15 protein-coding genes and 1 pseudogene are annotated in these 26,758 nt (G+C 58.3%); 1 reads left to right on the top strand and 15 read right to left on the bottom strand.

The features are described 5' to 3' along the window. Positions 1 to 126: 126 nt before the first annotated feature. From ltrA to ACZ439_RS22820, 4 genes are all read right to left on the bottom strand, one after another. Positions 127 to 1,539, bottom strand: a complete 1,413-nt coding sequence (ltrA, locus tag ACZ439_RS22835) for a group II intron reverse transcriptase/maturase (RefSeq protein ID WP_054798695.1) — start codon at positions 1,537 to 1,539, stop codon at positions 127 to 129. A gap of 446 nt (positions 1,540 to 1,985) precedes the next feature. Continuing rightward, complete coding sequence (locus ACZ439_RS22830; protein ID WP_054798583.1) at positions 1,986 to 2,429, bottom strand: GatB/YqeY domain-containing protein; 444 nt, start codon at positions 2,427 to 2,429, stop codon at positions 1,986 to 1,988. Between the two features lie 12 nt (positions 2,430 to 2,441). After that, entirely contained in the window at positions 2,442 to 2,615 is a 174-nt protein-coding gene (gene rpsU / locus ACZ439_RS22825; RefSeq protein WP_010491812.1) for a 30S ribosomal protein S21, read from the bottom strand. A gap of 128 nt (positions 2,616 to 2,743) precedes the next feature. Then, the gene (locus ACZ439_RS22820; protein WP_054798584.1) at positions 2,744 to 3,088 is read right to left on the bottom strand and encodes a histidine triad nucleotide-binding protein; all 345 of its coding nucleotides are present in this window, start codon (positions 3,086 to 3,088) and stop codon (positions 2,744 to 2,746) included. A gap of 345 nt (positions 3,089 to 3,433) precedes the next feature. Here ACZ439_RS22820 and ACZ439_RS22815 point away from each other — a divergent pair, with 345 nt between their 5' ends. After that, complete coding sequence (locus tag ACZ439_RS22815) at positions 3,434 to 5,353, top strand: FAD-dependent oxidoreductase (RefSeq protein ID WP_464620253.1); 1,920 nt, start codon at positions 3,434 to 3,436, stop codon at positions 5,351 to 5,353. 195 nt (positions 5,354 to 5,548) lie between these two features. Here ACZ439_RS22815 and ACZ439_RS22810 read toward each other — a convergent pair whose 3' ends face one another. The 11 genes and pseudogenes from ACZ439_RS22810 to ACZ439_RS22760 all read right to left on the bottom strand — a co-directional run bounded on the left by ACZ439_RS22810 (position 5,549) and on the right by ACZ439_RS22760 (position 26,756). Continuing rightward, positions 5,549 to 7,741 carry a stalk domain-containing protein gene (locus ACZ439_RS22810; protein WP_464620252.1) on the bottom strand — a complete coding sequence of 731 codons (2,193 nt, stop codon included), beginning with the start codon at positions 7,739 to 7,741 and terminating at the stop codon, positions 5,549 to 5,551. A gap of 134 nt (positions 7,742 to 7,875) precedes the next feature. Continuing rightward, entirely contained in the window at positions 7,876 to 11,352 is a 3,477-nt protein-coding gene (locus ACZ439_RS22805; protein ID WP_464620251.1) for an AAA family ATPase, read from the bottom strand. Between the two features lie 36 nt (positions 11,353 to 11,388). After that, positions 11,389 to 12,570: an exonuclease SbcCD subunit D gene (locus ACZ439_RS22800; RefSeq protein WP_054798007.1), complete on the bottom strand. Its 1,182-nt coding sequence runs from the start codon at positions 12,568 to 12,570 to the stop codon at positions 11,389 to 11,391. Between the two features lie 52 nt (positions 12,571 to 12,622). Beyond that, a pseudogene (locus tag ACZ439_RS22795) lies at positions 12,623 to 15,424 on the bottom strand (3'-5' exonuclease); the annotation flags it as partial. A gap of 122 nt (positions 15,425 to 15,546) precedes the next feature. After that, positions 15,547 to 17,367, bottom strand: coding sequence for a reverse transcriptase domain-containing protein (locus ACZ439_RS22790; RefSeq protein ID WP_464620250.1), 1,821 nt, complete (start codon positions 17,365 to 17,367; stop codon positions 15,547 to 15,549). Positions 17,368 to 17,950: 583 nt separating this feature from the next. After that, on the bottom strand, positions 17,951 to 19,300 hold the full coding sequence (locus ACZ439_RS22785) for a UvrD-helicase domain-containing protein (protein ID WP_308645023.1): 1,350 nt from the start codon (positions 19,298 to 19,300) through the stop codon (positions 17,951 to 17,953). Further along, positions 19,297 to 22,980 carry a helicase-exonuclease AddAB subunit AddB gene (gene addB / locus ACZ439_RS22780; RefSeq protein ID WP_464620249.1) on the bottom strand — a complete coding sequence of 1,228 codons (3,684 nt, stop codon included), beginning with the start codon at positions 22,978 to 22,980 and terminating at the stop codon, positions 19,297 to 19,299. Before addB ends, ACZ439_RS22785 begins: the two co-directional genes overlap by 4 nt. Positions 22,981 to 23,300: 320 nt before the next feature. Continuing rightward, the gene (locus ACZ439_RS22775) at positions 23,301 to 23,888 is read right to left on the bottom strand and encodes a nitroreductase family protein (protein ID WP_464620248.1); all 588 of its coding nucleotides are present in this window, start codon (positions 23,886 to 23,888) and stop codon (positions 23,301 to 23,303) included. Between the two features lie 35 nt (positions 23,889 to 23,923). Beyond that, positions 23,924 to 25,294, bottom strand: a complete 1,371-nt coding sequence (locus tag ACZ439_RS22770; RefSeq protein ID WP_141336554.1) for a class I SAM-dependent rRNA methyltransferase — start codon at positions 25,292 to 25,294, stop codon at positions 23,924 to 23,926. A 347-nt stretch (positions 25,295 to 25,641) separates the two neighbouring features. Beyond that, positions 25,642 to 26,325 (bottom strand): deoxyribose-phosphate aldolase, encoded by a 684-nt coding sequence (gene deoC / locus ACZ439_RS22765; protein WP_054798011.1) that lies wholly within the window; start codon positions 26,323 to 26,325, stop codon positions 25,642 to 25,644. A 2-nt stretch (positions 26,326 to 26,327) separates the two neighbouring features. Beyond that, positions 26,328 to 26,756 (bottom strand): NUDIX hydrolase, encoded by a 429-nt coding sequence (locus ACZ439_RS22760; protein WP_155613909.1) that lies wholly within the window; start codon positions 26,754 to 26,756, stop codon positions 26,328 to 26,330. Between the last annotated feature and the right edge of the window lie 2 nt (positions 26,757 to 26,758).

The raw sequence follows: 26,758 nt of genomic DNA, 5'->3' as shown, positions 1-26,758 counted from the left end.
GTCCGATACGCATTATTCGTTCGAAGATACCCTTTCAGGTTAATCGGGTAGGAGGCTACTCATTATTTGAGTAGCCGACCTCCCACACCACCGTACGTACCGTTCGGTATACGGCGGTTCCTAAGTTTACACAGTGACTTGCCGGTAATAATCTGAAAAGAATAGGAATCCCAGATTCTTAATTGTGGTGTTGTTGAGGGATGTTGCGAGGATCGGGCTGTTGGACGTTCGCCAATAGCCCTTTCTTGTGTTTGCGTATTCCCACGCCTTCTGATCATGGATTCCAAGTGACTTCAATCTATCGAATCTTGTTCTCACCCGTTTCCATTGTTTCCAGAAAATCATTCGAATTCGCCTTCGCATCCATTCGTCCGTCGTTTGGAGCAACTTCTTCATATCGGCAATCTTGAAGTAGTTCACCCACCCCGTGATGTACCGTTTGAGTTTCATTGCCCGGTCATCGTTCCCCATACCGTTTCTTCTCGACGTCAGCTCTTTTACTTTGGCTTTCATCTTGGAGATCGATTTAGGATGTATCCTGACCTTTGTTTGTCCCTTTCGGCTATAGAATGAGAAGCCAAGAAACTTTATTCTTTTCGCTTCATCCACAACCGTCTTTTCTCGATTCACCCTGAGGAGCAATTTCTGTTCGATGAAGGGGAGGATATTTGTCAATGTTCGTTCCGCGCTCCTTCTGCTCTTGCAGAAGATGAGCATGTCGTCTGCATAACGAACGAAACGATGTCCTCTCTTCTCTAGTTCCATATCCAATTCATTTAACATGATGTTGCTCAGGATTGGACTTAGGTTCCCTCCCTGTGGCACGCCGAGTTCCGTTTCTTCGAATTTGTGTTTAACAACCACGCCAGCCTTCAGATATTTGTGAATGAGCGATATGACTCGTCCGTCCTTTATGGTTCTAGACAGCACTTCGATCAGCTTACTTTGGTTGACCGTATCGAAGTATTTCTCCAGATCCATGTCGACGACATGTTCATAGCCATCATCAATATTCACCTGACTTTTCCGGATCGCATCGTGTGCTTTCCGTTTCGGGCGGAAGCCGTAACTGTTCTCCGAAAATTGCTTTTCGCAGATCGGTGTCAACACTTGGGCAATAGCCTGCTGGATGAATCGGTCCACCACCGTTGGGATTCCCAGATTTCTTTTCTTTCCGTTCTCTTTCGGGATTTCGACCCGTCGAACGGGATTTGGACGGTATTTGCCGTCCAGGATTTGTTGTTTGATGGTTTCACCGTTTTCTCTGAGATATTGTAGAAGTTCATCTACTCCCATCCCGTCGACTCCGTGCGTTCCCTTATTCGCTTTGACTCGCTTGAACGCTTCGTTCAGGTTGTCTCGGCTCACGATCTTCTCAAGCAACTTATCCCCCGACTTGCTTGTGTTGGCATCGTCCTTTTCAGCTATCCTCTCAGGAATGTGCACTCCCGCATATCCTTCGTGTTCCGCACTATCTTTCTGCGTGGAGCCTTCTTTTCGAAGTTGGCTGCCCTTTGCTCCTGTTCTGGTAACATTCATTGATGATCACCTCCTAAGGTTCAGCCCTTCCCTTCTGCTGTCGACGGCAGAAGGTACTATGGCGTCTGCTGACTTCTCATGATAAATCTTGTTTCAACCGTGATTCGAAGTCCATCTCCTCACGTCCATGAGACCTCCCACGGTAAGACGACTCACTTTCCTTCCATGCACCCGCATCATTTACAATGGTACGTCCGTGTAGTTGATTGGACTTCGCTTTGTTTTGCAAGCTCATCCCATACCTTATGCCTGATGATGTTCGTGTTCCTCGGGTCGGAATTTTGCCTCCAGCTTCCTTCAGATTCCACCTCGCGATGGACACCCTTGCTCTTGGCTAGTGGTTGGTAACTACAAACCCCCACAGCGGACTTTCACCGCCTAGTTAGTCGCCATGCGTGGCGCACAAAAAAAGAAACACTCCAGTACTGGAGTGTTTCTCCGGGTCGTTAGTTTAATAATTGTTGAACGAACTGATTGACGACTTTACCGTCAGCTCGTCCTTTCACCTTCGGCATCAACGCGCCCATGACTTTACCCATATCCGCTTTTGAAGAAGCCCCCACTTCTTGGATGGTCTGCTGTACAATGGCTTTTACTTCTTCATCGGAAAGCTGTTGCGGCATGTATTCCATCAATATGGCAATCTCAGCACGAAGGTTTTCGGCCAAATCTTCACGACCGGCCTTCTCAAATTCTTGGAGGGAATCTTTGCGCTGTTTGACTTCGCGATTCAAAACGTCAAGAACTTCTTGTTCCTCTAAGGTTTTACGCTGATCTATCTCAATGTTCTTGATAGCGGCACGAACCATACGGATTACGGAGAGTTTAAACTTGTCTTGACTCTTCATCGCGAGCTTCATGTCTTCGTTCAATCTGTCGCTTAAGCTCATCGATTAAGCCCCCTAGAACTTTCTCTTGCGAGCAGCCTCAGACTTCTTCTTGCGCTTAACGCTAGGCTTCTCATAATGCTTACGTTTCTTGACCTCCGCCAACACGCCATCTTTAGCGATGGAACGCTTAAAGCGGCGAAGTGCAGCATCTATCGTTTCGTTCTTGCGAACTCGAGTTTCTGACACCAGTTTTCCCTCCCTCCGAACAGACCGTCCAAGACGAAAAAAGACATTCATCAAATTTCATTATAGGCCAAAAAATATACAGGTGTCAACCTATATACGGAAAGTCTTGCGAGCAAAGAAAACACGCTTTATTTTCCGTTTAATGGCCCCAGCTTTTCGCCTGCCAGCAAGTGATAATGAATGTGGTAGACGAGCTGCCCGCTGTCCGGGTTGCAGTTGTTAATCAGCCGGTAGCCGGTCTCGGCTACGCCTTGCTCCTTGGCGATTTGCTGGGCCGCGCGATGCATATCGGCGATCAGCGGCAAATCCTCCGCCGCCGCGTCGTTCATCGTCGGAATATGCTTCTTGGGAATGATCAACAGATGCACCGGCGCTTCCGGTTTAATGTCATGAAACGCGAGCACGCGCTCGTCCTCATAAACTTTCTTCGAAGGCAGCGTTCCTTCGACGATTTTGCAAAAAATACAATCCAATGACCTACACCCCCGTCCTATCCACTTTATATCGCTTCTATCATATCGAATTTTTGAAGAAAAATCCAACCGCTCGCCGTAACGCCGGCAGACCCGCGATATTCCCTTGCCCATCCATGCATGGAAGACTAACGACTTTCCTGCAGCACGGTCCCGCTCGGTCCTGCAAGCCGTTGCTCCAGCTTCCCGAAATACGGCTGCATCGCGCTTCTCAAGCTGGTGGCGTGTCCGAACATAAAATTAGACTCAGAGTCTAAAAATGTATAGGAACTTTGGCGAAGTTGTCATATAATAACGGTATAACCTTCCTCCTGAAACCAAGTCCAATACAAAGGAGGCCTGTACATGAGCCGATTCATGCGCGCGGCCACACGTAAAAAGCGGGAGCATCTGCTTGAGGTCGCCATTCGGCTGTTTATCGAACGCGGATACGAGCAGGTGTCCGTCGACGATATTATTGCAGCGACTCGCACGTCGAAGGGAACGTTCTACCATTATTTCAAAGGCAAAGACGAAATATTGTTGGACTTGCCGCGCAAACTAATCACGATTATACAAGCTTGGTCGGAACGGAAACCGACTCAAGTTCCGTCCCTGGAGCACCATATTAACCGGCTGCTGCTCGAGCTTGCCGAGCAGGTCGCCCCGTCTGCGCGTTTGCTGCGAAGCTGGATCGCTCTCTCGCTCCAGAACGACAGTCTAAAATCGGCCATGGAGAAGCTGCAGCAGACGCTGTACCAGAGCCTGCTGCGCTGGCTTCCGGAGCCCGGCAAAACGAACGCTCTCGTATCCGCCTTCTTCGGCACGCTGCTGCTGTGGTGTTCGCGGGACGACGGCAGCGATTTGCCAGCCGCCATGCGGTCGCAGCTGATCTGGGTTTGGGAAGGCATACGGCATACGGCGGAAGAACGAACCGCGACGCTGGAAGAGGAACCGAAAGGAGAATTTCATATGCAAGTGGCGATTATCGGAGGCGGACTGGCGGGATTAACCGCGGCCGCTTATTTATCGGAGCAAGCCGGAATTCGAGGCGTGTTGTTCGAGCGCAGCCCGCAGCTCGGGGGGCGGGCTTTTACTTATGAGAAAGCGGGATTTACTTTGAACTACGGCGCACATGCCATTTACGGCATCGATCGGCACAAATTGAGCGTGATGGAGCGCGAGCTCGGCTTATCGTTCAGCTCCAAGCAGGTCGATAAACGGCACGTCATGTACGCCAAGAACGGACAGTTGACCCCCGCTCCGCTCGACTTCGTCAATTTGCTGCGGACGGAGCTGTTGAACCCGATGCAGAAGGTGCGTTTCGTCGGGGAAATATCGGCGATCATCGCCAATATTCACAATGTGCGGAACTACCCGACCTTGGGCGATTATTTGGCCGAATCGGATGCAGACGAAGATGTCAAGGAGCTGTGGGAGCACCTCGTCTGCTCCAACTTCTTTATTACGCCGGAAGAGGCCCGCAAAGTGCCCGGGCCGGTCATTAGCGACTATTATCACAACCTGTTCCTCTCCACCCGGCCGGTGAACTACGTGCTCGGCAGCTGGGCCGTCATCACCAACCAGCTGAAGCAGAAGATCGAAGTGTCCCGCCGCTGGGACATTGCGCTGCAGGAAGGAGTCGAGAGCATCCGGTATGCCGACCAGCAGTTTATTCTGAAAACAAAAAACCGCGAGGTGGCGTTCGACCGCATTATATTTGCCATGCCGGTCCAGCAGGTGTGCAAGCTGCTTAAAGGGACGCCATGGGAGCCCTTCCTGGCGCCGTACGAGAACAATACGGCTACCGAAGTAATGGTGTACGATGTCGGGTTGAAGGAAGTGGTCGCCCGTCCGTTCAGCTATATCAGCGACATGGACAACAAGCTGTTCATCAGCGACGTGTCCGCGACCGACCATACGCTCGTTCCCGAAGGCGGCCAACTGCTTCAGGGAATCGCCTACTTGAACGACGCCTTCGCCGACGAAACGGAGCGCAAAGCGTATTTGGACAAAAAGACGCAGCAGATGGAAGCGTTGTTCGACCGGTATTATCCCGGTTGGCGCGAGGCGACAGAGGTCAAGCGCGTCTCCAAGAAGGCGATGGTTGCCAGCGTGAAGAACATCGCCGGCAACCGGCTGCTGCCGACACGGCTAGAAAGCGTTCCGTTCCATTTCTGCGGAGACGGCTGTCAAGGAAAAGGGGAGCTGGCCGAGCGCGCCTTCTCCACCGCGAGACAAGCGGCCAAAGCCATTATCGACGAGCTGGCCGCGGTGACGGTATAACGAAACAAAGACTGCTTTCCGGGAGAGATGATTCTCCCGGCGAGCAGTCTTTTTCCGTTTAATCGATGTATCGGACGGCGCAAATCGATAGAGAGGCACAATTCGGAATAGCAGCGTGGGAGTAAAGAAAAACGGGCTTCCCCTTGGCCGGATGGATTCCGGCCGGGGAAGCCTTGGGCAAAGACTTACCGGTACTTAAACCAGACGGCCCCACAGGTCGGCAAGCCGGCCAAGCTGATCTTTGAACCAGCCGAACCAGACAGCCGTTCGGGACGGCGCGCCGTTCGCCGATCGTTCCGAAGCACTCGGCGTCAACGTAGACACGGCTGACGCCGCTGTTACTTTCACCGCTTCGCCGGGGAAGGCGGCTGCCGATTTACCGTCCATCCGGATCGTCACCGTCCTTGTTTCGCCGTCCCACCCGACAACGCCTCCGAACGCCTCGCCGACGAAGCGCGCAGGAACCAACGTGGCTCCGTTCACAAGCTGCGCCGGCATCTCAAGCTTAACGGGCTTTCCGTTCTTGTAGGCTTCTCCGCTGCCAATGGCGATCGAGACGGTCGTGCCGCCTTTGGTCGCCGTTGCCGTCTTCGCAGCGGCGTTCCAGTCGACTTTCGCGCCCATTGCTTCGAAGATGGCGCGAACCGGCGCAAGCGTATTGCCCTCGCGAATGACGGGGGGCTGCTCGAAGTCGACGTCCTTCCCGTCGATCGACACCGAGATTCCGGACGTGATCGGAAACGACCGGGTCGCCGCCTTCTTGCCGGCATGATTGTAGATCCCGAGCTCCAGCACAGAGCCTTCCGGCACATCTCCCGCCTTCAGCTCGATGCCGTAAGGCGGGGAGGTTTGGGTTTGTACGAGCCGGCCGTTCACGGCATACTCGATTTTACCGATATAAATATCCGGAATTTTGACGAACGGGGTAATCAAAGCCCTCTTATAAATCGCGACGCCAGCGGTCAAAGGCACTTGACCGGATGGCTCGGGCGGTTTTGCCGCGTTTTCGATGTTCGTTAAGTAAAACGGCGGCTCGATCAGCTTCCTGTACAAGCTGTACATGGCGTCGTTGTCGCGCAATAAGTAATTGTTCTTGCTTTCCTTCATCTCCAGGTTGACGTTGAAGTAGGTGATCGCCTTCAGTCTCGGATACTTATACGGCATAATCCCGTACAACCGCTGCAAGTTCAGCGTGCCATATTCGGTGAAAGACTCTTGCGGAATATTCGCGTAATGGCTCACCGCCGTTTCGCTGATCATGAGCGGCTTGCGCTCGGCGTATGTGCGGTACAAGTAATCGAGCCGTTCGACCGGGCTTGTCGCCTGCATATTGCCTTGCTTCGGATCGCCGTTCTCGTACGGCTCGCTGTACAAGCTGACCCCTACCCAATCGACATAATCGTCGCCGGGGTAATACGCATCCATCGAATACATCGGCACGTCGCCGGGGCTCCAAACCATCGCCACGTTCGGCGCTTCCTGCTCCATGATGTCGTGAACCATCCGGAAATTGCGGATATATGTATCCGGATCGCCGTGCCAGGGCACCCAGTTGCCGTTCATCTCGCTGGCGTAACGGAGAAAAATCGGAATTCCCGCCGCTTTCGCTTCCCGCGCCCAAGCCCGCACGACCTCGTCGGTCACCGCGTCCAGCCCGTTCATCGGCTCCCAGGCGATTTGCAGTCCGGCACCGGCCTGCTTCGCACGTTGGGCGTACTGCTTCGGGAACGGCTTGCCGACCTGCGTATACGCCAAATATAACGCATGCTTCTTGCCGTAGAACGACTCCGAGCGGTCGTAGTAGTTCAGCATCTTCGGGTCGCGCTCCGTGTACATTCCGATATACATGCCGTATTCGGGCTCGAACTTGGACAGTTTGCCGCTCGCAGGCAGCGCCCGCTGCCGAAGCGCTTCGGTGTCGGCCGTGGATATGTACGCTTCGACGGTCGTCCGGATTTGCTCCGCACGCTGCAGGTCGACCGCGCCCCAGTCTTTGCCGTCCTTCAGCCAATACTCGTTCTCGCGTTCATAGTAAGCGATGGCTTTCTCATAATCGCCGATTCCGTCAAAATATTGGTTCAGCTTGCCGCTGAACAACGCTGCGCTTTCCCAGTCCCCGGCGGACACATAATGGTCTGCCAAAAACTCCCAATGCGGCACGGCCGCTGCCGGGTTACCGGACGAAACGGCGGCATCCGCCGCTTTCCAGCGGTCCCAAATCGCATCGGCGTAGGCCGGCGCGGATCCGGTTACCAACAGGCCGATACCAAGCAAGGCGGACAGCGCTAATTTCGTAAAATTGGCGGCGGTTCGCCGGACTGCCCCCATGCGATATGTTGCTTGATCCCGCTTCCTGATTCGCATAGGCTGATCTGTTGATCGGTCCATCGTTCGTTCCCCCTTGTGCTCGTGACATGCCGCCGGCCGCCGAAAGCATGTCACGCCGATAACGTGTCCATATGGATATCTCTACCTATGCACGGCCGGGTATGTTTATGCGTGATGATGCGCCGTGCCGACACCTACATCGTTTCCAGCGTCACACGGCTTCCACGGCCCCCCGGTTCTGCAGGCTGGACGACCAGCCGGCGCGGCAGCCGGGCTCTTAATTCCGGCACGTGACTGATGACGCCGACCGTTAAGTTATCCAGATGCAATTTCTCTAATGCGGTAACCACCGCATCGAGCAGTTCCGGGTCCAGCGTCCCGAAGCCTTCATCCAAGAAAAAGAATTCAAGCGGATATTCGCCCTTCAATTGAATTTGGGTGGAGAGGGCGAGCGCCAACGACAGCGATGTCAGGAACGTTTCGCCCCCCGACAATGTCGTGACCGGGCGTCTGGTACCGCCGTTCGCGTCGTCGCGGATGACGAAGCCGCCGCCCGAATCGACCTCGATGGCGTATTTGCGGCGGGTCAACTGACCTAACCGCTCCGAAGCCGCCCGGCTGACATGCATCAGCTGCTCCTCGGCCAAAAATTCGACGAAGGCATTGCCGCGCAGCACGCTTTGCAGCTTGCCAAGCAGCGTCAGCTCCGCCTGCAGCGCAGCGCGCTTCTGCTCCAGCTCCAGCCAACGCCCGTGCTTCGCCCGTACGTCTTCGCAATCACGTTCCGCTTTGGCGCTCGTCTGCAGCGCCGCTTCATCCTCGGCTTTGCAAAGCGCCAGTTCCTGCTCCAACGCGTCCCAAGCTTCATCCGAGACGTGACGGCCGGCGAGCGCTTGTTCCAGCTCTTGGCGGCGGACCGCCAGCTGATGCTCCTGCTTGCCGTGCGCCTCCACCTCGGCCGCCCATTCGCCGCGCTGCGCCTCGGCGATCAGCGCGTCCTCCACTTCGGCCGCAGAGGCGAAACCGGCGGCGAGCGACTGCTGCTCCCACTCGTTCTGGGTCTCGCGCTCCAGCGCAGCCGCCGACTGCTCGGCTTGCACAGCTGCCGCCGCTTGCGAAGCCGCCGACTGATGCGCGGCCTGCGCTTGATCGCGCAGCGACGCCGCCGTCGCCGCATCGGCTCGCAGCTTCGACAGCGCGCCATTCGCTTCAAGGGTCAGCTTGTTCGCGTCGCCGTCGCCGACGAGCGCAAAGAGCCGTTCCTGCCGCTGGCCGATTTGGCGTTGCAGCGCTTCCTGCTCGGCCGCCGTCCGCACCGCCAGTTTCTCGGCGTCGGCCAGCTCCTTGTGCAGCTGCTCCAGCCGGACTTGCTGTTCCTCGAGGAACGTAACGCTTTTCGCCAGCCGCTGCCGGATATCTTCCGCCGCCGCATCCGAGCGTTCGAGCTGCCCGGCTAACTCAGGCAGCTGCTCCGGCTCCCATTCGGCGTAAGAGGCTTGCCATTGATCGCGCAGCCGGCTTCGCGTATCCGTCCATTCCTGCGCTTTGCGCGACTCGGCGTCTACGAGGCTCTGGACGCTTTGCAGCCGCGCTTCCAGCTCTTGTCGGCGCTTGGCCGATTGCCGCCGGTCTTGAAGCAGCGTTTGCCAGCTGCGTTCCAGCGCCTCGATTTCCCGTTCGAGCCCCTGCGTTACATCCGAATGGGCGGCGAGCGCTTGCTCGAACGCGGCCGTTGTCCGGACTTCCGCCTCCTCCGCTACCGCGGCGGCGGCTTCCAACCGTGCCTGCCCCGCCTCGCGCAGCTTCAGGATCGACGCCGGCGTTTCGGCTGCCGGGACGCCGTCCGCTGCGGCTTGCTGCGCCCATTGCTTCTCCAGCGATTCCAGCTTATCCAGCAGTCGTCGCGCATGAAACCGGCCTTCGCGCAGCTCCTGCCGGCACGCCTCAAGCGCTTCCGGCGACACCTCGCCTCCGTCAGTCGCAGCAGCCGTCCCGTCACCGCCCTCCGGGCGATGGGAGGCCGGGTTCGGGTGCTCGGTCGAACCGCACACCGGACAAGCACCGCCGTCGTGCAGATGCGCCGCAAGCGCCGCTGCCATCGCCTCCGCTTCCGCCGCCTTCAAGCGAGCCCGCACGCGTTCGCCTTCCCGTGCGGCGGCTTGTTCCAGCAAGGCCATACGGCGCTCGCCTGCTGCCGCATCGTTATGTAAAGCCATCAAACGTTCCGCCCACTCCAGCGTACGCCGCTCTCCGTCCCGCTCCTGCTCAGCGAGCTCCTGCAGCAGCCTCCGCTGCTCCTCCGCTTCCGCGGCCCGCGCAGCCGCCGCGGTCTGCCGCTCGGCGGCCAGCGCAGCCGTCCGCTCCAGCTCCCGCGCGGCCTGCAGCGCTTCCTGCAGCCGCTTGCGGTACGCAGCCGGCGTCTCGACGCGCGCCAGCTCGGCCTTGAGCTGCGCCTGCCGGTGCAGCGCCTTCTCGCGCAGCTCGCGCTCGCGCGCCTGCTCGGCGCGCTGCGCGGCCAGCTGCGCTTCGCCGCGCGCGGCTTCGGCCGCCTGCGCCGCCAGCTGGTCGCGCGCCGCCGCCAGCTCAGCTGCGAGCTCGGCCGCCTGGCGCAGCTGCTCGAGCCGCGCGGCCAGCGGCCCCTCCTGCGCGGCCAGCGCGTCGCGCGCGGCCTCGTGCGCCGCCTGCGCCGCAGCGAGCGCCTGCGCGGCGCGTTCCGCCGCGGCCGTAGCAGCCGCTGCGGCTTCGCGCGCGGCCTGTGCCTGCGCAGCCGCAGCGGCGCGCCGGCGCACGAGCGGGCGCAGCCGCTCGGCCTCGCCCGCGCGCGCGAGCCGCGCCGCGAGCGCCGCCACGCGCGGCGCGTCGGCAGCCAGCGCGGCCTCGCGCGCGGTTACCGCCGCGTGCTCGCGCTGCAGCTCGCGCACGGCGCGCTGCTCGGCGGCGCGGAGCTCGCAGGCGGCGAGCCGCTCGCGCACGCGCGCGCACGCCTCGCGGGCCTCGGCCAGCCGCGTCTCGGCCAGCGCGAGCGCTTCCGCCGAAGCGTCGCCAAGCCCTTGCTGCTCCGCCTGCAGCTCCTTGACGGCCGCATCGGCCGCCTTATAGCGGCTGGCCGTTTTCGCGCTCAAACGATCGCCGTACGGCTCCAAGTGAAACAGCCGCTGCAGCATCGCCCGCCGGTCTTTGCCCGCAAGCGTCAAAAACTCCGCAAACTTCCCCTGCGGCAGCACAACCGCGCGGGTGAAATCGGCCATCGACAAGCCAAGCAGCTCTTGGACATGCTGATTGACTTCGCCGGCCTTGTCTGCGAGAACGATCGTCTCTCCCTGTTCGTAGCGAATCAAGCGGCAAAGACTGCCGAGCATCGACAGCTCGCCATTCCGTTTAAACTGGCGGTCTACCCGATACCGCTCGCTTCCTCCAGCCGTGGCCAGCTCGAAAGTAAACGATACGGAAAGCGTGTCCTCGGCCTGGTTCATAACCGCTTGCGTGCCGCCCGGCGCACGTTCCACCTTGCCGTACAGCGCCAGCGTAATCGCGTCCAGCAGCGTCGATTTGCCGCTGCCCGTCGGGCCGAAAATACCAAACACGCCCGCCCCGGTCAAAGCCCCGAAATCAATTTCCTGCACTTCGCGGTAGCTTTGCAATCCGCCAATTTGCAGCAATATCGGACGCATCGTACGCGCCTCCCTTCTGCCAATCTATGGTAAGCGTTAAGCCGATTCTTCTTCCTCCTGCTCATCCGACAGCAGCTCCAGAAACAGCCGGGTCAGCTCGGGCTCGGGCAACGCGCCGCCGGTCTGCCGTTCGTAGAAACGGCGGAACAGCTCATCCATCGGCAGCTTCGAAGTCGCCCGGTAGGCTTCGCTCTCCGCTTCCAGCTCCGGATAAACCGGCCGGATATGAATCAAGCCTTCCCGCGTCTGCCGCAGCCGGTGGATTTGCTCGAGCGAGATCGTCTCCTGCAAATGCAGCTCCAGATCGATCCAGGCTGTCGCGTCCTTCGCTTCATCGAGCCAGCGGTACACTTCCGCCAAGCCGCCCTTCGCCTTCCACTCCACCAACGGGCGGCCGCATGAGAGGAACACCTCCTCCAGCACCGGCTCGCCGCCCGGCTTCAAGTCGACAATCGTCACCGACTTCGCTTGTCCCGCTTCAGAGAAGCTGTACGCCAGTGGAGAACCGCTGTACCGGATAACCGTATCGCCGCTCAGCTGCTGCTGCGGACGATGCAAATGCCCGAGCGCCGCATAACGGGCGCCGACCTCCAACGCCGACGCATCCACCGTATAAGCGCCGCCGACCTGGATCGGCCGCTCCGATTCCGTTTCTTTGCCCCCGAGCACATACAAATGGCTCATCAGCAAATTGACCGTTTGCGGACCGAAATGTTTCGCCTGTTCCATCGCGATGTGGCGCACGCGATCCGAATAAGCCGCACGCAGCACCGCCTCGTCGGCTTCATCGGTCAGTAGTTCCCGGAGCCGCGATTCGGAAGGATACGGCAGCGCGAACAAAACCGCCGTCTCCCCCGTTCGGGCGATCGGCACGCGATGCACCCTGGGCTCAGGCAGCCCGATCAGCGTAACGCCAAGCTTCCCGGCGAGCGGCGCGGCTGCGGTCAGCCGGTCCGGGTGATCGTGGTTGCCCGCGATGGCAAACACCGGTCGGCTGCCTTGATCGGACAGTCGCGCCAGCGCCTCGTAAAACAACTGCTCCGCCGCCGCCGGCGGATTGACCGAGTCGTAGACGTCCCCGGCCAGCAGGACGAGATCGATCTGCTGATCGCGAACGATCGCCGCGAGCTCGTCGACAAACGCCTCCTGCTCGGACAGCCGGCTGCGGCCCTCCAGCGTTCGCCCGAAATGCCAGTCGGCCGTATGCAAAATCCGCATGGGATTCATTCCTCCTTCGCGTTTCTAGTATCCGGGCATTCGCCCCTGAGGGCTAAAGCTCCACGATATGCGCGCCGTCGAACAAAAAGATGAACGTGCCGTGCACCGGTTTTTTCCAAATCGATTGAACCGCTCTCGCGTACAATTGAAGCTGCAGCCGATATTTCTCCGCGATGCTGGCCGGAGAGGCTCCTTTTAAACGGTCCGTCTTATAATCGACCAGCACGTAACCGTCGCCTTCGTCGATCAAGCAATCGATGACGCCCTGCAGCATGACCGTCTCCTCGGCAAGTCCGGCTTCGTCTCCCTGATATACATCCCTGGCGGGCAGGCCGAAGCTGAACGGCACCTCGCGGTATACGCGCTGCGCGGACAGCAGGCGACCGCCGAGCTCGCTTTGAAAGAACGAAGCGATCACCTGCGGGTCGACGAGCTCGCGCTGCGACTCCGTCAATAGTTCCCTGCGCACCAGATCCGCGAGCGTTTCGCGGATATCCGCTTCCTGCGGAAGACGGCCGAGCGGCATATGCTGCATAACCGCGTGGAACACCGATCCGCGCTCGGCGGCATTCAGCTCCCGCTGCTCCAGGAAGCGCGGCCGCCTCACGATGAGAGGCCGGTAAGCCGAAGCCCGCCGGCCCGAAGCGCCGGCTGCCGGCCATTCACTCGTTGTGCCGGATTCGCTCTGTGGAGCGGATGCATGCAACGAGCGTGCCGCCTTCGCCGTTCCGCCGAACAAAGCCTCGCCGAACTCGTCCCAGCGTACCGTCGCAGCAGCCCCGTCTTCCGCCAGCAGATCGAGCAGCTTGTCGTGCTCGGAAAGCCGCTTCAGCTCCGTCACCGACGTTTTGGAGAACACCTGCGTCGCGTCCGGATGCGCATAGCGCCACGATAACCGTCGCCATACTTCGCGCTCCCAGCGTTCCGTATCGTCCACCGGCTCCAGCCGGGCAAGCGACGCCCAACGGGGATCCGAGCTCGCCGCTTCCGTCCCCGCCGCCGCCTGAACTGTTCCGGCGAACCGCTCCTGGCTTAAAATTTCGATTCGCCAACGCGAGGGCTCGCGCATCACGATCGCATGCGGCGATTCGTCGATTCCTACCGCTTGCCGCATCAGCTCTCCGTCCGGATGACGCATCAGAGCCGGTCCGATCCAATCCAAATAACAGCGGGCCGAGGCCAGCGTATCGTCGGGCAGCGGCAGCACATCGCGGCCGACGTAACGTCCCCAGGTTCCGAGCAGCTTCTCCAAACCGCGCACGCTTCCCAGCAAAATCAGCTTCTCTTTCGCCCGGGTCAACGCGACATACAAGACCCGCATTTCTTCGGCGAGCGACTCCATCCTGATTTTTTGCTTGATTGCAAGCCACGGCAGCGTCGGATAGCTGACACGCGTATCCGTCTCCGTCAGCTTCGGGCCGAAGCCGAGCTCCTTGTGCAGCAGGAATGCATCGGTCAGCTCGCGGCGGTTGAACGCCTTGGCACAGCCGGCGACGAACACGACCGGGAATTCCAGACCCTTGCTCTTATGAATCGTCATAATCCGCACGACATCTTCCTGTTCCCCAAGCGCGCGGGCCGTTCCCAGGTCCCCTCCGCTCTCCTGCATCCGGTCCACAAACCGCAAAAACCGGAACAAGCCGCGAAGGCTCGTCGCTTCGTATTGCTTGGCACGGTCGTACAGCGCCCGCAAATTCGCCTGACGCTGTTCCCCGCCGGGCAGCCCTCCGACGAAGTCGAAATAACCGGTTTCCCGATAAATATCCCAGACCAAATCGGCAAGCGGCCCTTGCAGCGACTGCAGCCGCCACGTCTTCAACGCCTCGTGGAACCGCTGAAGCTTGTGCCGCAACGCCGGACGCGGTACGAACATGTCGTTGGAGGCTTGCGCAAGACTTTGCTCGCTTTCCGCGCCGCAGCCAGCCAAGTCCGCTTCGCTCGTTCCGGCTGGACTCTGATCGCCGCTCCCGCTTCCATTCGCCGCAAGCCAATCTCCCGAACCGCTTGCGGCTTGACGAGCCTGCCCAGATTCATGCGCGCCGCTTGCGGATTCCCGGCCGATGTAAGCGCGAACCGCATCGAAGAACGGTCCGTGGCGCCGTCCGATCCGAATATGCGCGAGCTCCTCTTCGTCCAAGCCGACGAGCGGCGACCGGAGCACTCCGGCAAGCGGGATATCCTGATACGGGTTGTCGATGATCCGAAGCAGCGACAGCACAACCTGCACTTCCGTCGCCGAAAAATAACCGGTGTTCAGCTCCGCATAAGCCGGAATCCCCCGCAGGCGCAGCTCCTCGATCAGCACCGGCGCCCACTGCCGGGTCGCCCGCAGCAGCACGACGATGTCACGGAACGCAATGTCGCGCATCGCTTTCGCACCTTTGTCATAGACCTGGTACTTGCTTCCGCCGTCCGCTCCCATCATCGAAAGAATGCGCTCTGCGATGTACCGCCCTTCCAGTTGGGCCGTCTCGAGTTCTTTCGCTTCCGACATCGGGTCGCTTCCGCCGCCTTCGGGTTCCTGCCCTTCCGCATCCGCGTCCGGCGAAGCGCCTGCGCCCGGCTCCTCACGGGAATCCGCAGACCTGTCGATCAATATCAGCTCGGCCGCACGGTCGCCCCCGTCCTCCGGATAGGACGCGCCGCAGACGAGCTCCGCTCTGGCGTCGTAGTCGATCTCGCCGACGCTCTCGTTCATCACCTGACGGAAAATATAGTTCGTCCCGTCGACCACCTCGCGCCGGCTGCGGAAGTTACGCGCTAAATCGATGCGCTGCCCCGGTTCGCTGCCGTCCGCCCGATAGCTTTTATACTTCTCCTGAAACAATCCCGGCTCTGCCAGCCGAAAGCGGTAGTAGGGTAAGAACCCCGCGCCTTGTCACATTGCTGTGACAGGTTTCGAAGAACTCCCCTCAGAACCGTACGTACCCGTCTCCGGGTATACGGCTCGCCACTTGTCATCTCGACCCTAGATTCCTAGTAACCCTGATGGATATTATGATGACATTCCGGACAAACGATAAGCATGATCCGGTTCTTGCCGATCCTCATTCGTTCCCGTATCTCTTTGTCCCCGAGGTTAATGGGTTTATTCATGTGATGTACTTCGTAGTCAAGCCTGAAGTCGTTTGTACCGCAGAGCTCGCACTGACCGGCACGCAGCCGATCGAGTAAGCTCGCAGCATTGTTGAAGAAAGGCATTAGACGGGGATGAAGGTCCGGGTCAGACAACGTATAGGGAGCCTTGGCCCTTGAAAATCCGTCCTTATAGAAAAAGAGAGTCTTGGTTAGACCTGTTTTCGTTTCGTAAGGAATGCCCCAATTCTTATCAACAGCGAACTTCCGCTTTATTTTAGCGATACTGGACTTATGCTTGTTGGCAAGGGTCGCCAAACAGCTGTATTCCATAACATACCGCAATTGCCGCATGTACGTGCTCACATTCATAGCCATTTTGTAAAAATTGTATAAACCTCGAAGGCGTGCGTTGTATAACGCAACAATTTCGATATCGGGAAGATGGATGATGGACGGAATGTGGAGCATCCGCCATGGCTTGGCATCAATGTCTTTAACCATCTTGTGTTTGATGATGAAGTTCCTGACGATATCATCCGGCATATAGAGTTCGACACGATCCTGCCCCTCTCTCTTTCTGGCGCCGGTTTGATCTTTATTGAAATTCCAGTCGCTTTTGACCTTCATGATGTGCCCAAGGAATTTAGTCCCTGCTTCAGCATGAGTGATGAGCGTCTTTTCTTCCGACCCTTCAATCTCCAATTCCCGAAGCATGAAATCCTTGACATCCTGTTTAATCTTTTCACTGTGCTCTTTACTGCCCCAGACCGCGATGACAAATTCGCCGGCGTATCGAATGCACTTGATACGCTTGAACTCCGATTCATCCGATGCGTCATATGGAAGATTATTCCTTACAGCGGATTGCTCTTTAAAAAATTCAGTCACGGTCTCGCGAGTGCTTGCGTCGTCAGCAGCTTCCAGCTTCCGCTTAGCCCGAACAACCCGCATGTCCAGTTTCTTGTATTCGGTAGAAACTTTCTTCATTTTCGGAGAACCCGTGTCGAACTTTTCCTTATAAGAGATAAACCACTTGTCCAAGCAGTCCAGATAGATGTTGGCAAGAACAGGGCTTACAAGGCCGCCTTGAGGGGTGCCGCTGTAAGTACCATTGTACTTCCAATCTTCCAAATAACCAGCTCTAAGCAATTTCCATATGAGTCGGATGAACTTGGCGTCTTTTATTTTCTTTTCAAGGATAGCTATTAGTTTATGATGGGAGAGATGATCCAAATAACCATTAATATCTCCTTTAATGAACCAGGTCGCTCCCTTGAATTGAACTTTGGCTTCGTGGAGGGCCGTGTGACAGCTGCGATTAGGTCTAAAGCCGTAACTGAAATTTGCAAAAGCGGGTTCGTATATCGCCTCAAGGATCATCCTGCATATTTCTTGGATGATTCTGTCCGGGAAGGAAGGATTCCCGAGCGGTCGTTTTTGACCGTTTTTCTTAGGGATACCCGTTCTCCGAACCCGTTTAGGCTGATACGATTCGTTTTTCATCGACTCAACTAAAGCGTTGACTTTCTCCAAGCTGAACTTGTCAGCGGTCACACCATCGATCTCCCGTGTTCCACTGCCGTCATTCGCATATAAATTGTTATAGGCCAGGAAGTAAAAGTCTGTGTTGTAGAAAAGCCGATATACCCTATCAAATCTATAGTCAGGTTTCTCACTGGATATCTTGGTCAATAGGTATAAAGTTTCGCTAGAATTCACGGAGCCTTGCGCTCCTTTCCGCAAATTTTATACCGACAAGCTGTCTCCCTTCGCCATGTGACAGGCTTTCCCTATCTCGAACTACTACGGAGACTCCGTTACCTTATGAGATATTCAATCCCTTCGGATATAGCCATATCGGGCATTCTCACTTAGGTAATCCCCATTTAGTCACATCAGTCCAAGCGCGATAAGTTGTCGGATGGTCCTTTCGTCCTTTCCACCTGTCCAGGTGTGCGTCAGCACTTGAGAAGCTTGGGTATCATCTCATATTATAGCATTTATCCGATATGAGATGTCTGACAGCGTTCCATCTATCCACTGTCAGCGTGCTGATAACAGGTAGCAGCTAACTTTCCTGTCTGGCAAGCATGGGCCCGCTGAGACTAGACTTTAAGCAGTTTAGCTTTCATCCTTGTACTTATCTTTATGCCTCGCCGTTCAGTCGTGGTGCGTTAGCTCACCAACTTACGACTTTCCCAACATGCTGCACTCCCCGCCAGGTTTCCCCTTTGGATAAGTTGGGCGGCATGACTTCGATACCCTGGAAGCCCCTCCGCTTAATGAGGAAAACTGATGCGCCTTATGGGCGCACAATGCTCTGCTTCACATCGCCGACCATAAACCGGTTGCCGGGCCGTTCCCGCGAGATCAAAGCGACGATCGCTTCCTGCACCCGATTCGTGTCCTGGTATTCGTCAAGCAGCACTTCTTCGAATTGTTCGCGGTATTCCAGCGCCGCAGCGGATGGAACCGGATGGTCCGGGGTTGCCCCCTCCTCACTTAGAATGCGGAGGCAGTAATGCTCCAGATCGGCAAAGTCAACCAGCCCTTTATCCAGTTTGGCCGCTTGATACCGCTCTCCGAACGTCACGACCAGCTCGGCCAGCGCGCTCATTAAAGGCGCCATTCGCTTCAACTCTTCGTCGTATTGCTCCAAGCTGCGCGAGAACCATTCCTCCCTGAGGGTCGCCAGCTTGTCTTTCGCCGCATTGCGAAGCTCCTTGACGCGTTCCTGCAGCTCTTTATCGTAATGATCGCCCTTGCACGGCTTCAGCTTGCCGAATCCCGCGCCCTGTACAGCGTGATACAAATGCTCCCATCCGTGTCCTTCCGACAGCTCCAGCAAATACTCGATAACCGTCAGGTCGTCGTCCAGATTGGCCAAATACGGCTCGGGGCCGCCCGGCGTCCGGGACAGCCGGATCGCTTCCCGCAGCAGCCCGATTGCGCCCTGCAGCTCTATCCGTACCGCAGCCCGGAGGCTGGACAGCCACGGATGATCATCTTCCAAGCGCCGTTCCCCGAACATGCGTACGCATTCGTTCAGCCAATGCTCCGGCCAAGGATGGCTGCGCGAATCGTCGTACAACCGCTGCACAAGGCGAAACAACCCTTCGTCGTTCTTATCGCCGCTGAACGAGTCGGCCAAAGTCCAGAACGGATCGCCTTCCGCCGCTTCGCCGTACCGTTCTTCCAGCAGCTCCTCCAGCTGCTCTTGACGCAGCAGCGCGCTTTCCGTCTCATTGGCGATACGAAAGCCCGGATCAAGTCCGATACGCTGGTAATGCTTCTGAATCACTTCCATACAAAAGGAATGAAGGGTCGTAATAAACGCGCGCGGAATCAGCGCCAGCTGCCGCCGCAAATGCTCCGATTCCGGATCGGCGGTCAATGCCTTCTCAAGCGCCTCACTGATCCGGTGACGCATCTCGGCAGCGGCCGCCTTCGTGAACGTCGCGACCAATAAACGGTCAACGTCGATTGGCGAGTTCGGATCGGCTATGCGCCGGATGATGCGCTCGACCAAGACCGCCGTCTTGCCCGATCCGGCCGCCGCCGCCACCAGGACGGAACGACCGCGAGTCGCTACAGCGCTCCACTGATCGTCCGTCCACGTGCTATCCTCTGGTCTGGGTATGCTCATCTTCATCGTTCATTCCCTCCTTCTTCGGATTCCGCCGACTCCTCTTCAGGCTCCTGTCCGATTTCCAGCGCCGCAAGCGGGCTCGTGCGTGCGGCCGCAGGGCGGAACGTCCGCGCCTTCTCTCCGCCCGCAGGAGTCTGCGCTTTGCGCTCCATCAGCTCCAGCGCCGTCTCTTTGCCGAGCGCAGGCAGCTGCTTGAACGCATTGCCGGCAAGCTGCGGATCGAACTGGCATACCGGCTTGTACGAGCAGCCTTGACAGGCTGTCGCCGTACCGATACGGAACGGCTCGATCCCGATATGACCGTCGGTCATCGAGGTGCCGATATCGCGAATGGTCCTTCGGACATGCTTGCGCACCGTATTCCATTCCGCCTCCGTTGCGACCGAAGACGTCTTGTAAAAGCCGCCGTCCGCCTTCAACGCAACCGGAAGCAGCTCCGAGTAACCGCTGGAGCCGATCAAACCGCTATCCATCAAGCGAATCGTGTCTGGATCGGCAGTGAGCAGACCTTTCATTTTAAACCGTTTCTTCATTTCTTTCTCGATTTGCTCGGCGCTGATCGCATTCTTGACGTTCAGCAGCGGATTGTGCACGTGGAAGTACAGGACCCCCGCAGGCTGAGCTTCCGTACCGAGCCAAAGCGGGGCATGGGTCAGAATGACGTCCAAATACGTCATCATTTGCAGCGATAGTCCATAGTACACTTCGCCGAGCTGCAGCGCCTTGGAGCTCGACTTGTAATCGATGACCCGCAGCAGCGTGCCGCGCTCCGTATCGGCCCGGTCGATGCGATCGATCCGGCCTCGCAGGTTCATATGAACGCCGTTCTCCAGCTCGTACTGAAGCGGCGGTATCGACTGGCCTGCGCCGAAGGCGATTTCCAGTCCGACCGGACGGAACTGCCCCCGTTTCGCATGCTCCCCTAACATGAGCGCCGCTCTGGCGATCACCTGCTTCAGCTTGCGGGCGATGTAATGGTACCGCTTCGAGCTGAGCAATATTTCGCCCTGCAGTCTTGGCGTCAGCGCATCGATCACGAGTGCCGCACGGCGTTCGGTTTCGGCCGCCGTCATGCCGCCCCAGTCGACGCCTTCGCGGACGACCTGTTCGGCGAATTGGCTGAGCGCCGCATGGAACAACTGCCCGATATCCGGGGCCTCCAGCCGAAACATCCGCCGTTCCTTCAGCCTTAAGCCGTGAGAAACGAATTGCGAGTAGGGGCATGCGACAAACCGCTCCATCCGGGATACGCTCGTCTCGATCGTGTCCCCGTACAGCTGCCGGCTCGCAGCCGGACTTAGCGGCTGAATCCGGTTCGTATACTGCAGCGCCTCCATCATTCTCGCCAATCTGCCGCTATATTCAGGCTGGCGGGCGAACCAATTGTACACCGACCACCAGACACCGTGGATCGGCGTTCCCCGCATCCATTGCTTCAACTGCACGATCAGAAGGGACAGCGCTTTGTTCGGGTGCGACACGAATTCGAGCTGCTCGCCAGCCGTCGTTTGCGCAGCCGGTTCGTTCAGCAGGAGCCTTTCCGGAATGTCGGGAAACAGCCGTTTGATCTGACGGATCACATCGGACGGAAGCAGCGACTTGCCTTCCTCGTCAGCCAGCGGATAGCTGAGCCACAACCCGACGCTGGGCGTACACAGCGCGTTATAAATCAAGAACGATTCGTCGAGCAGCCTTCTCCGGCTGTCCTCCGCAAGCTGAAGACCGGCTTCCGCCAGCCGCAGCCGCTCGGCCTCCGTCAGTACGCCGCTTTCGACGATTTTGGACGGCATGACCCCTTCGTTGACGCCCAGCACGAACAGATGCTTGACGCCGTCAGACCGGGTGCGGTCCATACTGCCGATCAGCACCTGATCCAGCGTCGGCGGGACAAGCCCGAGCTTGATGCTTTCCAGGCCGGTTTCGACGAGCTTGGCAAACTGCTCCAGCGACGTCTCTTCGTCGCCCGTCAGCTCGACAAGCTGATCGAACATATCGATCACGCGATCCCACACTTGCGCGTGCTCTCTCGCCTTCTCGGGCTTGCCCGACCGAAGCGCCGCTTGTCCCCAAGCTTCGAGACGCTCGGGCACTCGCAGCCCTTCAAGCAGCTCGTACAACGCCTCTACGCGGTCGCGCACCGCCTTCCGCTCGCGCAGACGGTCCTGCAGCCGGCCGAGAGGGTCAGCCACAAGCCTCCTGCAGCGGTTGATTTGGCGTAAAAAAGCCGTATCCGCCTCGCGCCGGCCTTCCTCCTGCTCCAGCGAAGCCTCATAAACGTACGTCCAGTCCGCGTTCACCCGCCACTTCGAGCCTTGAATCCCGAAAGCCAGCACGTAGTTTTCCAGCTGATCGAACGCATAGCGGCCGACTTGGAGCTGCGGCGCCTCGCCCTCCCCGCCGCCGGTATTCGGCAGCGGTGTCAAGAACCCCGTCTTCACACAGCGGAACACCGCATCATATTTCCAATGAAGCCGGGCAACTTCCAGCGCGGAACGGATGAATTCAACAAGCGGATGATGCAGCACCGACCGCTTCTGGTCGAAAAACAAAGGGATGCCGAAGTCCGCAAACGTTCCGGCAATCAAATCGCCGTAAGCCTCGATGTTGCGTACGGAGACGGCGATGTCGCGCCAGCGCATCCCCTCTTCCCGCACCAGGCTCCGGATGTCCCGCGCCAGTCCCTCTACTTCGGCCCTGCGGTGAACGGCTGCCGTAACACGCAATGCCGCGCCTTCTCGCTCTTCCGGCGACATGCGGTACGCCTGCTTCATCCGGCTGCCCCAGTGCGCCTCCATGTGCGCGAGCATCGGGTTGGCGCGAAACCGGGCCGGCGGCGCCGCCGGCAGCACTTCCGGCTCCCGGACGGCAATCCCCAGCTCGTCAAGCCTGCGCCGCAGCTGAACCATCGTCCGCGCCGTCGGATGGAACAAGTCGAGCTCCTGCAGCTCCTTCCCGTCCCGGTACGGCCGGTTTAAGCTCAGCGTGAGCGTCACATCCTCTGCATGCACGGCAAGCTGCTCGATCACGGCGGCTTCCTGCGGTGTAAAACCGTGAAAACCGTCGATCCAACAAACCGCCTCGCGGATGTAGGACGATTCGCCGATCTGTCTGGCGAGCAGCGTCAAATAATCTTCCCCGTCCAAATAAAGCCGGGACAGCTCCTCCTCAAATTCGGCATACACGCTCTGCAGGTCATGCAGCTTGTCTGCGAGCGATCCTGTCGGCCCGGCTCCCGCCGCAAACCGCTCCCGATAAAAACGGCCGAAATCCGCCGACGTCACGCCATACCTTTTAAATTCGGTAAACAATTGATTGACATGATCCAAATACCCCATTTGGTCCGCAGCCGTATGCAGCCGTTTCAAACGATCCCGTTGTTTATGTAAAATGCGGTGAAGCAGCAGCTTCTTGCCCGTTTCGTCAATCGGCAGCCGCGCCGTACCGCCCACTTCCTGCATCACGCGCCAGGCCAGACGCCGGAAGCTGAGCACCTGCGCCCGAAGCGTCCCGCCAAGCTCCGGCACCGAGATCAAAGCGTACTCCGCCTGGAACGTCGCCTGCTCCGGCACGAGCCAGATGAGCGGAGGCCCCTGCGGCTCCGCCTTCAGTCTCTGTTTAATTTCGTTCAGGCACAGCGTTGTCTTGCCGCTGCCCGCACGCCCAAGCACGAATCGAAACGCCATGTTAGCTCCTCCTCTTCCCACACCGCACCTTGTCCTTAACTCTACTATTCTACCAAAGAAACCGTAGTTCAGGTAAAAGGTAGGTTCTGGTACATTATATCATATATTGAGAAATAAGAACACACGTTCCTGACGTAAACCGGGCAACGCACGCCGCCTCCCGGTTTGGGATTTCCACCCTCCTGCCGCTGCTCTTCGCGCGAACGCATTGCTTTCCTCTCCCCTTTTCGGATAACGCCTTCGCTGGGCGTATACGAAGAACAGCCTGACGCACGGATTGCATCAGGCTGTTCGAAATAAATCGGAACGGTGAACATGACTTAGGTCAGATGTTCGGTAATCCACCGCGTCTTATCGGCGACCGGACGGCGCTTTCCTTCCGGCTGCGGCATAGCCTGCTGCCCGACGTACAACAGCCCGACGAGCGCTTCGTCGCCGGTTAAGCCGAACGCTTGCTGCATGCGCGGATGATACATCGGCTCGCCCGAGCGCCAGATCGCCCCGAGCCCGAGCGCATGCGCGGCAAGCAGCATATTTTGCACGGCCGCGTGGGCGGCTGCGAATTCCTCGATTTGGCTGACGCCCTTCTCCGCCGAAGGCGAAACGGCGACCGCAATCACCACCGGCGACCGGAACGCTTTAGCCGCATGCTTCGCGCGGAACGCTTCCCTTTCTTCCGGCGCCAACTTGGCCGGACTTTGCGTTTGCTCCGCAATGTCGGCGTAGGCTTCGCCCAGAATGTGCCGTCCATTCCCCGTCAGCACAAAGAAGCGCCAAGGCTCCGTCGCATGATGGCTGGGCGCCCAATTGCCCGCTTCCAACAGCTGCTCGATCTGTTCGCGGGGCACCGCTATGTCTTTCACACGACCGATCGTGCGCCTTTCGCGAATCGCTTTAAACACATCCATGTCTTCCACTCCTCCCCATTGTGAGTGATCGCTGCCTATACTCTCGTCGTAACCTCAAATATGGCAAACTTCAAATAATGTCCTTCATCCACGCCCAGAATGCGCGGATGATCCTTGCCCGCCGCCCGAAAATCGACAAGGCGCAGCGTCTTGCCCGCGTCGCGGGCCGCCGCATGAATCGTCTCCAGGAACAAATCCGGCTTCATGTGATAGGAGCAGCTCGCCGTAACCAAATATCCGCCCTCGTTCACCAGCTTCATCCCGTGCAGGTTGATGTCTTTATAGCCTCGGCATGCGCCTTCCACCGCGCTCCGCGATTTGGCGAACGCCGGAGGGTCCAGAATGACGACGTCCCACGTCCGCCCCTTAGCCTCCAGCTTAACCGACGTATCGACTTTGCGGCGGTCGGCCTGCCCCCGTTCCTGACGCTGCTCGATCCCGCGCACTTGCTCGCGCAAATAATCGAACGCATCGGCCACTACGAACTCCACACGGTCTCCGAATCCGTTCAACTCCACATTGCGCCGCGCAGTCTCTACCGCGTGCTCGGAGATGTCGAGGCAGGTTACCTTCTTCGCTCCGTATTGGCAAGCGTTAAGAGTAAAGCTGCCCGTATGAGAGAAGCATTCGAGAACGGTCGCTCCGTCCCAATAGGGGAACGTTACTTCCTGCCCGCTTTTATTGACCGGCACCCGTCTGAGCGTGCCGTCGTCGGTCAGCTTGTCGACGGTCTGAATGCCGCTGCGTTTGCCCCAGCCGAGCATCAACGGCGCGATGGCCGCCCGGTTTTCCCGCTGATCGAAGAAATAGCCCGTCTTTTGCCCCTCGACGATATCCACCTCCAGCAGCAGCCCGTTCTCGCGAATCGCAATATGCCGCGGGCACTCGCCGTACAGTACACCTTTGCGCTGTTCCAAGCCCTCAAGCTCGCGGACGGAGACGTCGCTTCGCTCGTAAATCCCCGCCGGCTGCATCACCTCTACAAGCGCGGACACAATCGCCTCCCGCGCGGTCTCCATGCCAAGCGTCAGCAGCTGCACCACAAGGACGTCCTCGAACTTGTCTACGATCAGCCCGGGCATAAAGTCCGCTTCGCCGTACACGAGCCGGTACGACCTGGCCTCCGGCAAAAAGCGCTCGCGGTGTGCTTTCGCATGCCGCAAGCGATCCGCGAACCAATCATGCGTCAGCTCGGCGAGCGGCTCGTAAGAGACGATCCGGACCGTCAGCTGTGACGCAGGATTATAATAACCGGTAGCGAGATATTGACCGTCATGCCGGTGCACGGCGACAAGACGGCCCGGCTCCGTTTCGCCCTCCACCCGTTCGATTTCCGTGCGGTATACCCAAGGGTGGCCTTCTTCCAGCCGTTTTTTCCGTTTTTTATGTAAATAAACGATCGCCATCATGCTTCCCCATCCTTTACTCTGTGTACCCGACTGCGGCCAATAATCGCGACAAATAGCGGAGCTTTGGTACGCCATTGGACCTTTTGGACGCCCTATCAAAGAAATAGCGGAACTGCAGTGTCTTATTTGCTCCTATTTCGTTTGAAAAGGGAGATTCGCCGCAAATAAGCCATCCTGGTTCCGCTATTGATGAAGTGCAGGCGTAAGATGCCCCAAATCAAGCATCCGAGTTCCGCTATTCCATGATGAGCGCTCAGAGGGAGCACCAACCGTCCGGCGCGAACGCATGCTGCCGGTGCAATCGGCGCACCCCGGCCGCCGAGAGCCGCGATAGCCCCGCCCGCCTAGTAGGACGACGCGCCGGTGCTGCCCTGCATCAAAGCGACGCCGGAGCTCGTGCCGAGCCGCGTCGCGCCGGCTTCAATCATGCGCACCGCGGTCTCGAGATCGCGAATGCCGCCGGACGCTTTCACGCCGATGGAATCCGGAACGGACGAACGCATCAGGGCAATGTCTTCCACCGTCGCGCCGCCCTGGCCGAAGCCTGTCGACGTCTTGACGTAATGGGCGCCTGCTTCGACAGACAGCTGGCAGGCCGTTTTCTTTTGCTCCTCGTTCAAGGCGCCCGTCTCGAAGATCACCTTCACGATCGCTTGGCCTTCCACCGCACGCACGACTGCGCGGATGTCTTCGCGGACTGCGGCGTAATCGCCCTGCTTCAATCGTCCGATCTGCAGCACCATATCGATCTCCGCCGCGCCCTGCTCGGCCGCTTTCGCCGCTTCCAACGCTTTCACGGAGCTTTCCATCGCGCCCAGCGGGAAACCGCAGACGACGCTGATCTTCACCCCGGAGCCCTGCAGGAGCTCGCGGCACAAAGGCACCCAAGTGCCGTTGACGCACACGCTGTAAAAGCGGTATTGACGCGCTTCTTCACAAATTTTGCGGATCGCTTGTTCGTCGGCGTCCGCTTTCAGCAGAGTATGATCGATATACCCGGGCAGCTTGCTTACATCAAAGGCCGTCATCGTTACTCCACCTCATAACCTAGCGCGTCCAGCGCCTTTTTTAATACCGAATCGTTGTTGCCGTAACCCGAATGCGTCTGCTGATGCCACGCTTCGAGGGGATGCAGCCACTCAACGCCGCGAATTTCCTCCACCTGCGCTTGCAGCGTCCCCCCGGTCGCCTCGACCAGATAGTAGTGCACCTCTTTATCCACGACCCCGACGCCTGACAAATTGAACTGATAGGTGATTGTCTCGAGCGGTTTCACGATGCGGCCGACGATGCCTGTCTCCTCCAAAATTTCTCGGAGCGCGGTTTGTTCGACCGTTTCGCCAGGTTCCATTTTCCCTTTCGGCAGCGTAATTTTCCCGTAACGGTCTTGGATCATCTGCACCTGCAAATCGTCACCGGCTTTTCGGTACACCACGCCGCCAGCTGAAATCTCCTTCATCG

It is taken from the genome of Paenibacillus sp. JCM 9796 (assembly GCF_055379675.1).
Note: the sequence above shows the minus strand (reverse complement) of the source record. Positions and strands in the feature narration are given on the sequence as shown.